Genomic DNA, 13,238 nt, shown 5'->3' with positions numbered 1-13,238 from the left:
GAATCGTATGGTCATAAAAATTTTTTAACCATATCATTTACCTTTACATAATGCACGGGAGGTAGTAACAATGAATCCACTTATTTTTAAAGAAGATTGTCCATTAGATCTAATTGCAGTTGGACGTTTATGCGTTGATTTAAATGCCAATGAAACACAACGTCCTATGGAAGAAACAAGAACATTTACTAAGTATGTGGGGGGATCTCCTGCGAATATTGCGATTGGTGCGGCGCGTCTTGGCTTACAAACAGGATTTATCGGTAAAGTGTCCGATGATCAAATGGGCCGCTTTATTACAGGATACTTAAAGGATAACAATATTAATACGGATCAGATATGTATTGATTGCACTGGTGCAGTGACAGGTTTAGCTTTCACAGAAATTAAAAGCCCTGAAGATTGCAGTATTTTAATGTACCGCGACAATGTCGCAGATTTAAATCTTGATCCAACAGAAGTTTCTGAGGACTATATTAAACAATCAAAAGCTCTCTTAATTTCAGGAACAGCTTTAGCGAAAAGTCCTTCTCGCGAGGCGGTATTTTTAGCGCTAGAATATGCGCGTAAGCATGATGTAGTCGTATTTTTTGATGTTGATTACCGCCCGTATACATGGCAGTCAGAAGCTGAAACGGCTGTGTATTACAATCTAGCGGCTGAAAAATCTGATGTCATTATTGGAACGCGTGAAGAGTTCGATATGATGGAAAAACTATTAAACTATGAACAATCTAATGACCAAGTTACGGCTGAAAGATGGTTTTCTCATCATGCGAAAATCGTCGTAATTAAGCACGGCGGGGATGGTTCAATCGCTTATACGAGAGACGGTCAATCACACCGAGGCGGTATCTTTAAAACAAAGGTATTAAAGACGTTTGGCGCTGGTGACTCGTATGCTTCTGCGTTTATTTATGGCCTAATGCAAGGGCTTGAGATTCCTCAAGCGATGCGATTAGGTGGCGCTTCTGCTTCAATCGTTATTTCTAAACATAGCTGTTCGGATGCAATGCCAACAAGGACAGAGATTTCTGCATTCATGGAAACGGCTGAGGAAATTGTATAGAAACATCATAAATGAGTAATCAAGTAAGTGCGTATCTTATGTACGCTTCTACATTACATAAAAGGGAGAGAATGAATATGACAGTACAAATAGCACAAATTGTAAAAAACTACATTGGCGGCGAATGGGTAGAATCTTCTTCAACGAAGATGGAAGCCGTATATAATCCTGCAACAGGAGAAGTAATCGCTCAAGTACCACTTTCAACAAAATTAGATGTTGAACAAGCTGTACAAGCAGCGAATGAAGCGTTTAAATCTTGGTCTAAAACCGCTGTGCCAAAACGTGCTCGTATTCTATTTAAATATCAACAATTATTAGTAGATAACTGGGAAGAGTTAGCGAAACTTATTACGATTGAAAACGGAAAAAGTTATAACGAAGCTTACGGTGAAGTTCTTCGTGGTATTGAGTGCGTAGAGTTTGCAGCGGGTGCACCTACATTAATGATGGGAAAACAGCTTCCTGATATTGCGACAGGTATTGAGTCTGGTATGTATCGTTACCCAATTGGTGTTATAGGCGGGATTACACCTTTTAACTTCCCAATGATGGTTCCATGCTGGATGTTCCCACTTGCAATTGCTTGCGGTAATACATTTGTGTTAAAACCTTCAGAGCGTACACCACTTCTAGCAGCAAAATTAGCTGAATTAGCTGAAGAAGCTGGTTTACCTAAAGGTGTATTAAATATAGTAAATGGCGCTCACGATGTAGTAAACGGTCTTCTTGAACACAAATTAGTGAAGGCGATCTCATTTGTAGGTTCCCAGCCAGTTGCAGAATATGTATACAAAAAAGGAACAGAAAACTTAAAACGCGTTCAAGCATTAGCAGGTGCGAAAAACCATTCCATTGTATTAAATGATGCAAATCTTGAACTAGCAACAAAGCAAATTATTAGTGCTGCATTTGGTTCAGCTGGTGAGCGTTGTATGGCTGCTTCTGTTGTTACAGTAGAAGAAGAAATTGCAGATCAATTAGTTGGAAGACTCGTAGAAGAAGCAAATAAAATTGTAATCGGAAATGGTCTTGATGAAGATGTATTTTTAGGACCAGTTATTCGTGATAACCATAAAGAGCGCACAATTGGTTACATCGATTCAGGTGTAGAGCAGGGTGCTACATTAGTTCGTGATGGACGCGAAGATACAGCTGTAAAAGGAGCTGGTTACTTCGTTGGTCCAACAATTTTTGACCATGTTACAAAAGAAATGAAAATCTGGCAAGATGAGATTTTTGCTCCTGTTTTATCAATTGTTCGTGTGAAATCATTAGATGAAGCGATTGAAATTGCGAATGAGTCTCGCTTTGCAAATGGAGCTTGCATCTATACGGATAGCGGGGCAAGTGTACGTCAATTCCGTGAAACAATTGAATCAGGCATGTTAGGTGTGAATGTTGGGGTACCAGCGCCAATGGCATTCTTCCCGTTCTCTGGCTGGAAAGACTCTTTCTATGGTGATCTTCATGCGAATGGTACTGACGGCGTTGAGTTTTATACAAGAAAGAAAATGCTTACATCTCGTTGGGAAAAGTAATCATTAAGAGAGAAGTAGAATCTCCTAGTTGCTTGTAAGCGAAAGTAACAGAAGTAGTAAAACATAAGAAGGAAGTATTAGGAGTCTATCAAATTCCTGATACTCCTTTTTCATATGCAGAATGACTGATAGAGATAGAAAGGAGCAAACAATATGCAAACTGTTAGAATGACAACGGCGCAAGCTTTGGTGAAATTTTTGAATCAGCAATACGTAGAGTTTGATGGAAAGCAACAAAAGTTTATTAAGGGAATCTTTACGATTTTTGGTCATGGAAATGTAGTTGGCCTAGGTCAAGCTTTAGAAGAAGACGCAGGGGAATTAGAAGTATATCAAGGGAGAAATGAACAAGGAATGGCAAATGCTGCGATGGCCTTTGCAAAACAAAAACATAGAAAACAAATTATGGCATGTACTTCTTCTGTTGGTCCTGGATCAGCAAATATGATTACTTCTGCTGCAACAGCTTCTGCAAATAATATTCCCGTTTTACTACTTCCAGGTGATGTATTTGCAACGAGGCAGCCTGATCCTGTTCTTCAACAAATTGAACAAACGCATGACTTATCTATTTCTACGAATGATGCTTTTCGTGCGGTAAGTAAGTATTGGGACCGGGTGAACCGTCCTGAACAATTGATGACAGCTATGATTCAAACCATGCGTGTTTTAACGAATCCGGCAGATACAGGAGCTGTAACAATTTGTTTACCACAAGATGTCCAAGGGGAAGCTTGGGATTTTCCAAGTTACTTCTTCCAAAAGCGTGTTCATCGTATTGAACGTCGTCTACCTACAAAAGCCAGTGTAGCGGATGCGGTGGAAATGATTAAGAAAAAGAAAAAGCCAATTATGATTTGCGGTGGTGGTGTACGGTACGCAGAAGCGGCAGAGGAACTGAAACAGTTTGCTGAGGCATTCCGCATTCCATTTGGAGAAACGCAAGCTGGGAAAAGCGCGATAGAAAGCAATCATCCATATAATCTTGGCGGCATTGGGGTAACTGGGAATTTAGCAGCTAATACAATTGCAAAGGAAGCGGATGTTGTTATTGGAATCGGGACGAGATTTACTGATTTTACAACGGCATCTAAGCAATTGTTCCAAAATAAAGAGGTTGAGTTTTTAAATATCAACATTTCAGAATTCCATGCGAATAAGCTTGATGCATTAAAGATGATAGCAGATGCAAAAGAAGCACTTCTTGCCCTAATAGATGAACTGCAAGCAATTGAGTATCAATCTAGTTACACAGTAGAAATTGATGATGCAAAAGAGGCGTGGGAAAAAGAATTAGCACGTCTACATAATGTTTGCTTTACAGATCAAGATTTTAAACCAGAAGTTGAAGGTCATTTCGATGAGAATTTAAATGAGTATGTAGACGCACTTGGTACACAATTAACACAGACCGCAGTCATTGGACAAATCAATACATTACTTGATGAAGATGCAATTATCGTTGGTGCGGCAGGAAGTCTTCCGGGTGATTTACAAAGAATGTGGGCAGCAAATAAACCTAATACCTATCACATGGAGTATGGTTACTCTTGCATGGGTTATGAGGTTGCTGGCGCACTGGGTGCAAAGCTAGCTGAACCATCGAAGGAAGTATATGCAATGGTAGGGGATGGCAGTTACCAAATGCTTCATTCTGAGCTTGTCACAAGTCTTCAAGAAAACAAAAAAATTAACGTCTTATTGTTTGATAACTCTGGATTTGGCTGCATTAATAACTTACAAATGGGCAACGGAATGGGGAGCTTTGGAACAGAGTTTCGCTACCGAAACCAGCAAACTCGTAAATTAGACGGGGCAATTATGAAAATTGATTTTGCAGCTAGCGCGGCTGGATATGGCGTAAAAACGTATCGCGTTACATCGATAGAACAATTACAGGAAGCGCTTATAGATGCGAAAAAACAAACAGTTTCTACATTGATTGATATTAAAGTATTACCAAAAACAATGACAAATGGATACGATTCATGGTGGCATGTAGGTGTTGCAGAAGTATCTAATAGTCCAAGTGTACAAGCAGCGTATGAGAGTAAAGTAAGTAACTTGCAAAAGGCAAGATCTTATTAGATTAGGGCACAAAGAGAGCTGTTTATCTACATGCATATTGTTTAGGGAGCTCTCTTTTTAACGAACAGATAGGAGAATTTAGCGAAACTCTATAACATTTAGCGAAGAGGAGAGACAAGGGGATGTTCAAAGAAAACACGATTAAACTTGGAATTGCACCAATTGCTTGGACAAATGATGATATGCCAGAGTTAGGAGCAGAAAATACGTTTGAACAATGTATTAGTGAGATGGCACTAGCTGGATTTAATGGAAGTGAAGTAGGTAATAAATATCCGAGAAATACAGTTGTATTGAAAAAATCATTGGAATTACGAAACCTGGAGATTGCTAGCGCATGGTTTAGTATGTTCTTGACAACGAAGCCGCTTGAAGAGACGGTACAAGCATTTATTAAACATAGAGATTTCTTGCATGAAATGGGTGCAAAAGTCATCGTTGTATCAGAGCAAGGGCATAGTATTCAAGGTTTAATGGATGTACCGCTATTTCAAAACAAGCCTATTTTTACAGAAGAAGAGTGGGATAAACTCGCGGATGGGTTACATCACCTCGGTAAATTAGCTCAGGAAAAGGGGCTACATATTGTATACCATCATCATATGGGTACGGGTGTTCAAACAACGGCAGAAATTGAAAAGTTAATGGATATGACTGATCCAAAGCTTGTATCACTGCTTTTTGATACAGGTCATCTAGTTTTTTCAGGAGAAGAGCCGCTTTATGTTTTGAAAAAATATTTACCTCGTATTAAACATGTACATTTAAAAGATATTCGCCAGGAAGTAGTAGATGCTGTGAAGGAAAAAGATTTAAGCTTCTTACAGGCAGTGAAGAATGGTGCATTTACAGTTCCCGGGGATGGCGTAATTGTATTTGATGAAGTGTTTACTATTCTTGCAAACTCTGAATATAAGGGGTGGTTTGTGGTAGAAGCAGAGCAAGACCCAGCTTTAGCGAATCCTTTTGAATACGCATTAAAAGCCCGAAAATTTATTCAAGAAAAAGCAGGTCTGTAATTTAAGCATTTTAAGATTATCCCTAAGTAAATGGTATGGTAATCAACATGTCTTCTTACAAAAGGGGTAAAAAGAGGTGACGGTTGGTTTTACATTTAATAAATAATATTGAAATAGGGGAGTATGTAATGCCATTAGTTCAAATGAAAGATATTTTAATTAAAGCAAATCAAGAGAATTATGGGGTTGGAGCTTTTAGTGTCGCTAATATGGAAATGGTAATGGGAGCTATTAAAGCAGCTGAAGAGTTAAGTTCACCGCTTATTCTACAAATTGCGGAAGTTCGTTTGAATCATTCGCCAATTCATATGATTGGTCCTTTGATGGTAGCTGCGGCGAAAAAAGCGACTGTCCCAGTAGCAGTTCACTTTGATCACGGTATGACATTTGAAAAGATTCAAGAGACATTAGAAATTGGTTTTAGTTCGGTTATGTTTGATGGCTCTCACTATCCGTTAGAGGAAAATATACAAAAGACAAAAGAAATTGTAGAACTTGCGAAACAGTACGGTGCGACGGTAGAGGCTGAGATTGGCAGAGTTGGTGGTAGTGAGGACGGATCAGAAGATATTGAGATGTTGCTGACAAGCACTACAGAAGCAAAACGATTTGCAGAAGAAACGGACGTAGATGCGTTAGCTGTTGCAATTGGAAATGCGCATGGTATGTACAATGGAAATCCTGATTTACGATTAGACCGCTTGCAAGAAATTAATGAGGTAGTTCGTATTCCACTCGTATTACATGGTGGATCTGGCATTAGCCCAGAGAATTTTAAGCAATGTATTCAACATGGTGTTCGAAAAATTAATGTAGCAACAGCGACGTTTCAGAATGTAATTGCTGCGGTTAACACTGCCGTTCTAAATACTCCGTATTCAGATTACTTTACATACCACCAGGATGTTATTAGGGCCGCATACGAAAACGTTAAAAATCATATGCGTATATTCGGAAGTGAAAACAAAGCATAACCAGAAAAGCTTTCTTCATTAAATAATAGAAGGAACTCATAATTTAGTTAGCTGACAAAGATAGAGAATGATAGAGTAGCCATTAATTAAAAGGGGGAGAAAGCCGTGTTAGGAAAATTAGCTGAATTAAATGAAGGGTATAATGTATTAACAGAAATGAACGGTCAATGCAGTGATATGTTAATGGATATAGGCATATATAAGATGTCTAATGGAAAAGAAGAGTTGCTATTTGATAATAAGAATGAAACGGCAGTACTTTTACTAGAAGGGGCAATACGTTTAGAGTGGGATGGAATGGAAAAAGTTATTCAAAGGCAGTCTGTTTTTGAAGAAAACCCTTGGTGTTTACATGTGGCTAAAAATGTGAAGGTTACAATTACTGCTCTTTCAGATAGTGAAGTGCTTGTCCAAAAAACAGATAATGACCAAGAATTTGCGTCAAAGTTGTATACTCCAAATGAGTGTCAAAGTGTTGTAGCTGGAGATGGAGTATGGGAGGGAACAGCGCAACGTGTAATTCGTACAATTTTTGACTATAATAATGCAGCATATTCTAACATGGTAGTAGGAGAAGTTATTTCTTATCCAGGACGATGGTCGAGTTACCCACCGCATCACCATGATCAACCGGAGGTATATTATTATCGCTTTAACAAGCCACAGGGATTTGGATGTGCGATGGTAGGTGAGGATGCTTATCGCGTTGTACATAATAGTTTTATTACAATTCCAGGTGAGCTAGACCACCCGCAAGCAACGGCACCTGGATATGCAATGTATTTTTGTTGGATGATTCGACATCTTGAGAATAATCCATGGAATGATCGCATCATGGAGGAAGAACACAAGTGGTTATTAGAACCAAATGCGAAAATTTGGCCAGAAAAAGAATAGCTGAAAATAAAGGTTCTGGACAAAAACGATGTCACTTGCAATTGTTTTTGCTCAGAACCATTAATTTTTTGTCAATGTAGGCAGGCTCTTATGTGAGGTAACGTAAGAGCCTGTTTAAATGTACTACCTTTTTTTATGTACAATAAGAAATGATATAGACAGGGAGAGAAAATCCATGTCCACTAAATTAGTAAATTTACGTATTGATTTTGCTTTTAAAAAGTTCTTTGGAACGAAAGGAAATGAGGAAGTTTTAAAGAAGAAAAGTAATTCGGGATAAAAAGGGCTTGTTCATTTTAGTTTAGGAAAAATTAAGATTTACTTATTATTACTTTAACTATTTAAAGTGAAACCTTAAGAGAAAGTTTAGATAAAATAAAATTTCGCGTTATAACATAATAATGTAATTTTTATTTGAATAACAAAAAATCTTATAAAAAGGGTACTAGTAATTATTATGGAGCGTGGAATTTATTGAGTACTACAGGAGGGTTTCATGAGTAAAATAATAGTATTATTAAGGAGTCTAGATACAAAACTAATTTTAATTTTATGTATGTTTTGTATTATTAGTACCGCTGCAATTTATAGTAGTCAACAAACTGGTCAGTATGGAAGCACAAACTTTGCATTGCAGCAAGGTAGGAACTATATAATTGGTTTTGTACTGTTAATATTTGTTGCAAGTATTGATTGGGATCAATGGCAAAAGTTATCTTGGGCATTGTATATTGTTGGTTCTGTGGCAATTGTTATATTAAAAATACTACCGGAGTCAACCTTTACTCCCGTTAAATTAGGAGCAAAAAGATGGTTTCAATTTCCTGTTATCGGTCAAATTCAACCGTCGGAGTTTTTCAAAATTGCACTAATTATATTTGTCGCCAATTTAGTAGTGAATCATAACGCCAAATATTTGATTCGGACATATAAAACTGATTTCATATTGGTCGGAAAAATTATGTTAGTTTCAATTCCTCCTATTGCTTTAGTATACAGTCAACCAGATACAGGTATGGTGTTCTTATACGCAGCATCTATTGCATGTATTTTATTTATGTCAGGGATTCAAAAGAAATTAATTGCATTTTGTACAGTCATCCCGGTAACTATATTATCTACATTAATATTTATATATGTAAAATATCCAGATTTTTTCTTTAAAGAATTAGTTACTAGGTTAAAACCGCACCAACAATCACGCATTATAGGTTGGCTAAATCCAGCTGAAAATGCAGATCAAGGATATCAAACGCAACAATCTCTTTTAGCTGTTGGAAGTGGTGAATTACATGGAAAAGGGTTAGGTCAAGGTAGTGTATATATTCCTGAAAAACATACTGATTTTATTTTTGCTACTATCGCTGAAGAAGGTGGATTTATAATAGCAGCTATCGTTGTATTGGTCTTGTTACTTCTTATATATCGAATAACTATAATTGCTTATTCAGCAGAGAATCTGTTTGGTACATTATTATGTGCTGGGACAAGTAGTGTTTTAACACTACAAATCTTCCAAAACATTGGTATGATTGTTGGGATAATGCCAGTAAAAGGAATTGCACTACCTTTTTTATCATATGGAGGGAGTTCGCTATTTTCAAATATGATAATGATGGGGCTTATTTTATCGGTGCATAAAAATTATAAAAAATACATGTTTCAAGTTAATTAAAAGTTAAAAATGTGTAGGGGTGTTTTTGAAAATTTTAATTTTTGGAAATAAAAAGAAATAAGATATAGTCTGGCTAAAAAACTAGAGGACACTAATTCATTAAAGCAGCCATAAAAGTTGTTTTAAGAATTGGTGTACTCTTTATTTTGAAAAAGGAGATGGGGAAAACATGAGCCATGATTCCTCTTTCCGAACAGCATATGAAGCTCGAGAGAAACTACTTCTAGATGAACAAGCAAAGCTAGCGAATGCAGAACAAGAGGGTATGGAAAAAGGTATTGAGCAAGGTAAGATGCAAATGATTCGAGGGATACATGAAATTGGTGTACCGCTTGAAACTATTGCAAAAGCAAGTAAGTTAAGTCTGAAGGAAATAGAGCGTATCTTGAAGTTAAAATAAAAATATATGTGTCTACAGAACTCATGAGTAGAAAAAATTAGACGTTCATTATCATATTACGTCTAATCGTAAAGCATTGCTGAAGATTTTAACAGTGCTTTTTCTCAATCAACTAATTATATAGAAAAGTTGAAAGAAGAACGTGAATAGTCCGAAACAAATATGTTCCGGACTAGGGGTTCGATATTTTATCCATTTTATTCAACATTTTTTAAGGATTAAGAGGCTGAATTTTCTGATTTCCAAAGCAAGAAAAATGTATTTCGTTAATCAATAGATACCCCACTAGAGACAATCGGTTTTGTTGGTGCTGGCGTATCTCCACCATTAAACGAAGAGTTTTGTGATACATTTAAACTAATCATGCTACATGCTAATGCACTTACTACTACCATACTCAATAACGCTTTTTTTATTTTTTTCATTACTTTAACGCTCCTTTTCTCAAATGTTTCTTATCAGCATTATTACTAATATAGAAATATTTGCTCGCTTTAACATGATTATTTGCCTCGTAAAATTGGAGTGCTAAAATCTCTGCATATTCTTTTACACAATCCCACATGTCCTCTTTTTCAAAATAAGAAATTGCATCAGTAACTACTTTTTCTAATTTAATTCTAGGTAGTTCTGTGATTAGTTCATTTAAAACTGCGAAACGATGCTTATATTCCTCATTTCCTGATTCATTTGTATACTTTATTCCTTGCTTGATATATGCTTTTGCTGTTTCAACGCCTTCTAATTTATAATATGCTCTTGCTAAGACAAATAATGCTTTAAAATGGTTCGGTATAGTATTTATAATTTCAGAACTCTGTCTAATCGCCAATGGATATAAATCTTGAATGTTATATAACCAGCCTAAATTGGATCGTACTCGTAATAATAATTGTTCTTCATCATACTTCTTAAAAACATCAATAACCGTATTGAGACATTCTTCCGCTCTTTCAAATTCTCTTAAATCTATACAAGCCAGTCCATATACATTGTCGCATAAAGCAATATTAATTTCATAGCCTCCATGATTCCGGTATATTTCTTTGGCTTTTACTACATGTTGAATCGCTTCAAATGGTTGATAAGATTGATAACAGTAAGTTGAAAATCTATACTCAAACTCGGCCTTTTCTACTTCATCAGGTATATCAATTAAAAGTTCTTCTGCCTTTTCATAGTGTGTTTTCGCTTCAGTATAATTTGCTAAAATTGTAGAGTGGACTGCTTTAAAGAAATAATAATAGTAAGCTAAAAATGAAAATTCCTCTTTGATATTAGGGAGTTTTTCTATTTGATTAAAAGAATCTTTTGTAATACTCATTCCATCTACCAAGACTTTATATCTAAAATTCAGTAGGGAATAATAGAATGATACATATTGGTCTGTTTCTATTTCCTTTAAACGTTCTTTTACTTGTAGATATGTCTGTTTTGCTTCTTTTACATGATATAAACGAATTTCTTCATACCATTCATGTAATAATTCCATCAATTGCTTATTACTTTTTTCTTGAACAGTCATAATATCCCCCATTTCTCTGTAAAGGCTTATTCTGATAATAACAGGAAATAGATACATTAAATTTAACTACGATTTTTTTCATTAATATACAGAATATTCTGTATATTAATGATGTCCATGCTTTTAAATTTGAAAAAGTATAGTTAAGACAATACAAGTTTCGTTAATGCTTTTTTTGTTTTATTAACTGTTGTCTATTGAATACTTCTTATAAGAGGTGGCGTAGCACTATAGTAGAAAAAGAGAGGCTTATACTGTTATGGTATTGAGAAATATATAGGGCTTATTAAGCTTCAAGGGATTCCTCGAAAATAAATAGAAGTATATCCATATCTATTTACATTGAAGAGGGAGCATTAGTTTATGATAAGTTTTGGGATTAATTTACGCCATATTATTAGTTATACACAAGAGAGTAGGAATCTTAATAATATACGGATTTTAAGTAAGTTCGGTATAAGATTATTTGATATATATGGAGAACCATTACCTGTATCAGATGTTTATCGAGAATTAGTAACGGCATTAAAACGCCAAGACATAAATACGCAAAGATATATATTAAGTCGTTTACAAGGTTAGAAAAACCGATATTATGCTGCGTTTTTTATACATATGTTCTATTCGATAAACCAAGAAGCTATCATCAAAGGTTTGTGAAATTTTATTTTCTTAAATCGATTGAATTACGTAGTAATATTTAAAAATTATTTAATTGGGTACTATAGTTTGTATCACCATGAAATGTATAAACCTCGTCTATATCAATAAAAATAGAATAAAGAATGTGTAATGAAGTACCCATCCAATTATTATGTGTATCACAATTGGATGGGTACTTTTTTACTTATTTCAAAATAGGGACAAAGCTAAATGCAACGGATAGTTGTCAAAACGCGAGTGTACAAATATAACAAATGAAATTTCTATTCATAAGTGTGGTTCTTCTATTTAATCAAGGATGATTTAATACTTTCTTAGTTTTGGTTAAGGAAATTTATATACTTAAAGTAGAGGGGGGAATTTTTAATGAAGGGGGAGGAGAATTTGAAAATTTTCAACTCAGTTGCTCCTGCGCAAACAAAAACCGAAGATTTACCATTCGATATTTCGTGGATGACTGATTGGATTGTAGACTGGCTTGGTTCTTTGTTTAATGGCGGCAGTGATGTAATAAAAGATGGGGGAAATAAAGTAGATGGTGCAGTTCATGCGAGTGTGCCTGCATTTTTTGATGTTATTTTCCTTATTCTTTCTGTAGTAATTTTAATTTCATTATTAGTTTTTGGAGCTTCTTTATGGTTTAAACATATAAAGTGGAAAAAAAGATCTATATATTTTGGAGTAGGTTCGTTTATTCTCATTCTATTAATAAGGATTCTACCAGTGTTAATGTTGACAACACGTTCTTTTGATTTTCAAACCTTTATGAGTAATATGGTGGGCTTAATTACTTCTATAATTTTAGGGACAGCTGTATTAATGTTTTTAATATCTCTAGCATTAGGTATGCTTTATAAGAAATTTGAACATCCCAAATATGGAAAATGGAGTTCAAGTTTGAGATATAGTTCGATTTTTATATTTGTAATGACATTGTTAGTACCGGCCTTACTGCGACATTTATAATCTTGGTTTATATAAGGGGAAGGAGGAATAAATTAAAAAGGTTTTTGTTGTACGAGATTTTGGCAAAGGGGGGGGGGGGGTACTAGTGACTACGTTTATTGTAATGGTAAGTATTTTCTTGATTTTATTCGTAATTGGCCCCAAAGCGACTAAGAGAAAAGAAGAAAGAGATAGAATAGAAAAAGAAAATAAGGAGAAAATGAAGTCTTTGGAGGAAGTAAAGATTGATTTTGATATTAATGGAACCAGAGTAAGATTACATAAGAAGCCTAAGTTAAAGAAAAGTATATATAAAATAAAGAGTGATAGATAACTCGTCAATAGTAACTGTCAGCTAGAAATGAAGATACGGCGTTGTAATGGAGGAAAGATCACAGAAAAATGATTAATCTTTTTTATAAAAAATTACGGATTCTAAAAT

Annotated in this window: 12 protein-coding genes and 1 pseudogene; 11 read left to right on the top strand and 2 right to left on the bottom strand. The window is 35.3% G+C overall.

Going from position 1 to position 13,238, the window contains the following annotated elements; genetic code table 11:
• Positions 1 to 70 precede the first annotated feature (70 nt).
• The 8 genes and pseudogenes from iolC to ACS2MN_RS15440 all read left to right on the top strand — a co-directional run.
• Positions 71 to 1,069: a 5-dehydro-2-deoxygluconokinase gene (gene iolC, locus ACS2MN_RS15475; RefSeq protein WP_346994612.1), complete on the top strand. Its 999-nt coding sequence runs from the start codon at positions 71 to 73 to the stop codon at positions 1,067 to 1,069.
• Between the two features lie 77 nt (positions 1,070 to 1,146).
• Positions 1,147 to 2,610 (top strand): CoA-acylating methylmalonate-semialdehyde dehydrogenase, encoded by a 1,464-nt coding sequence (locus ACS2MN_RS15470; RefSeq protein ID WP_438894717.1) that lies wholly within the window; start codon positions 1,147 to 1,149, stop codon positions 2,608 to 2,610.
• 153 nt (positions 2,611 to 2,763) lie between these two features.
• Positions 2,764 to 4,698, top strand: a complete 1,935-nt coding sequence (iolD, locus tag ACS2MN_RS15465) for a 3D-(3,5/4)-trihydroxycyclohexane-1,2-dione acylhydrolase (decyclizing) (RefSeq protein WP_346994610.1) — start codon at positions 2,764 to 2,766, stop codon at positions 4,696 to 4,698.
• A gap of 122 nt (positions 4,699 to 4,820) precedes the next feature.
• Complete coding sequence (iolE, locus tag ACS2MN_RS15460; protein WP_346994609.1) at positions 4,821 to 5,717, top strand: myo-inosose-2 dehydratase; 897 nt, start codon at positions 4,821 to 4,823, stop codon at positions 5,715 to 5,717.
• Between the two features lie 128 nt (positions 5,718 to 5,845).
• On the top strand, positions 5,846 to 6,691 hold the full coding sequence (locus ACS2MN_RS15455) for a class II fructose-bisphosphate aldolase (protein ID WP_346994608.1): 846 nt from the start codon (positions 5,846 to 5,848) through the stop codon (positions 6,689 to 6,691).
• Between the two features lie 105 nt (positions 6,692 to 6,796).
• Positions 6,797 to 7,588 carry a 5-deoxy-glucuronate isomerase gene (locus ACS2MN_RS15450; protein WP_346994607.1) on the top strand — a complete coding sequence of 264 codons (792 nt, stop codon included), beginning with the start codon at positions 6,797 to 6,799 and terminating at the stop codon, positions 7,586 to 7,588.
• 496 nt (positions 7,589 to 8,084) lie between these two features.
• Positions 8,085 to 9,263, top strand: coding sequence for an FtsW/RodA/SpoVE family cell cycle protein (locus tag ACS2MN_RS15445; RefSeq protein ID WP_346994606.1), 1,179 nt, complete (start codon positions 8,085 to 8,087; stop codon positions 9,261 to 9,263).
• Between the two features lie 163 nt (positions 9,264 to 9,426).
• Positions 9,427 to 9,663: pseudogene (locus ACS2MN_RS15440) on the top strand (Rpn family recombination-promoting nuclease/putative transposase); the annotation flags it as partial.
• 266 nt (positions 9,664 to 9,929) lie between these two features.
• On the opposite strand, the gene ACS2MN_RS15435 reads toward ACS2MN_RS15440, so the two are convergent.
• Positions 9,930 to 10,088: a Phr family secreted Rap phosphatase inhibitor gene (locus ACS2MN_RS15435; RefSeq protein WP_346994605.1), complete on the bottom strand. Its 159-nt coding sequence runs from the start codon at positions 10,086 to 10,088 to the stop codon at positions 9,930 to 9,932.
• Entirely contained in the window at positions 10,088 to 11,188 is a 1,101-nt protein-coding gene (locus tag ACS2MN_RS15430) for a hypothetical protein (protein WP_346994604.1), read from the bottom strand. The genes ACS2MN_RS15435 and ACS2MN_RS15430 overlap by 1 nt, the downstream gene beginning before the upstream one ends.
• A 363-nt stretch (positions 11,189 to 11,551) precedes the next feature.
• Here ACS2MN_RS15430 and ACS2MN_RS15425 point away from each other — a divergent pair, with 363 nt between their 5' ends.
• The 3 genes from ACS2MN_RS15425 to ACS2MN_RS15415 all read left to right on the top strand — a co-directional run bounded on the left by ACS2MN_RS15425 (position 11,552) and on the right by ACS2MN_RS15415 (position 13,130).
• The gene (locus ACS2MN_RS15425; RefSeq protein ID WP_346994603.1) at positions 11,552 to 11,770 is read left to right on the top strand and encodes a hypothetical protein; all 219 of its coding nucleotides are present in this window, start codon (positions 11,552 to 11,554) and stop codon (positions 11,768 to 11,770) included.
• A gap of 447 nt (positions 11,771 to 12,217) precedes the next feature.
• On the top strand, positions 12,218 to 12,817 hold the full coding sequence (locus ACS2MN_RS15420; protein WP_061530373.1) for a hypothetical protein: 600 nt from the start codon (positions 12,218 to 12,220) through the stop codon (positions 12,815 to 12,817).
• 85 nt (positions 12,818 to 12,902) lie between these two features.
• Entirely contained in the window at positions 12,903 to 13,130 is a 228-nt protein-coding gene (locus ACS2MN_RS15415; RefSeq protein ID WP_098147083.1) for a hypothetical protein, read from the top strand.
• Positions 13,131 to 13,238 lie beyond the last annotated feature (108 nt).

The sequence above is a fragment of the Bacillus cereus group sp. BceL062 genome (genome assembly GCF_051780025.1).
Classification (GTDB): Bacteria; Bacillota; Bacilli; order Bacillales; family Bacillaceae_G; genus Bacillus_A; species Bacillus_A toyonensis.
The sequence above is the reverse complement of the archived record's forward strand: the minus strand, read 5'-3'. Positions and strand labels throughout refer to the sequence as shown.

Coding starts and splice junctions, on each gene's coding strand:
- iolC (WP_346994612.1), top strand. CDS start 71: ATGAATCCACTTATTTTTAAAGAAGATTGTCCATTAGATCTAATTGCA.
- ACS2MN_RS15470 (WP_438894717.1), top strand. CDS start 1,147: ATGACAGTACAAATAGCACAAATTGTAAAAAACTACATTGGCGGCGAA.
- iolD (WP_346994610.1), top strand. CDS start 2,764: ATGCAAACTGTTAGAATGACAACGGCGCAAGCTTTGGTGAAATTTTTG.
- iolE (WP_346994609.1), top strand. CDS start 4,821: ATGTTCAAAGAAAACACGATTAAACTTGGAATTGCACCAATTGCTTGG.
- ACS2MN_RS15455 (WP_346994608.1), top strand. CDS start 5,846: ATGCCATTAGTTCAAATGAAAGATATTTTAATTAAAGCAAATCAAGAG.
- ACS2MN_RS15445 (WP_346994606.1), top strand. CDS start 8,085: ATGAGTAAAATAATAGTATTATTAAGGAGTCTAGATACAAAACTAATT.
- ACS2MN_RS15435 (WP_346994605.1), bottom strand. CDS start 10,088: ATGAAAAAAATAAAAAAAGCGTTATTGAGTATGGTAGTAGTAAGTGCA.
- ACS2MN_RS15430 (WP_346994604.1), bottom strand. CDS start 11,188: ATGACTGTTCAAGAAAAAAGTAATAAGCAATTGATGGAATTATTACAT.
- ACS2MN_RS15425 (WP_346994603.1), top strand. CDS start 11,552: ATGATAAGTTTTGGGATTAATTTACGCCATATTATTAGTTATACACAA.
- ACS2MN_RS15420 (WP_061530373.1), top strand. CDS start 12,218: ATGAAGGGGGAGGAGAATTTGAAAATTTTCAACTCAGTTGCTCCTGCG.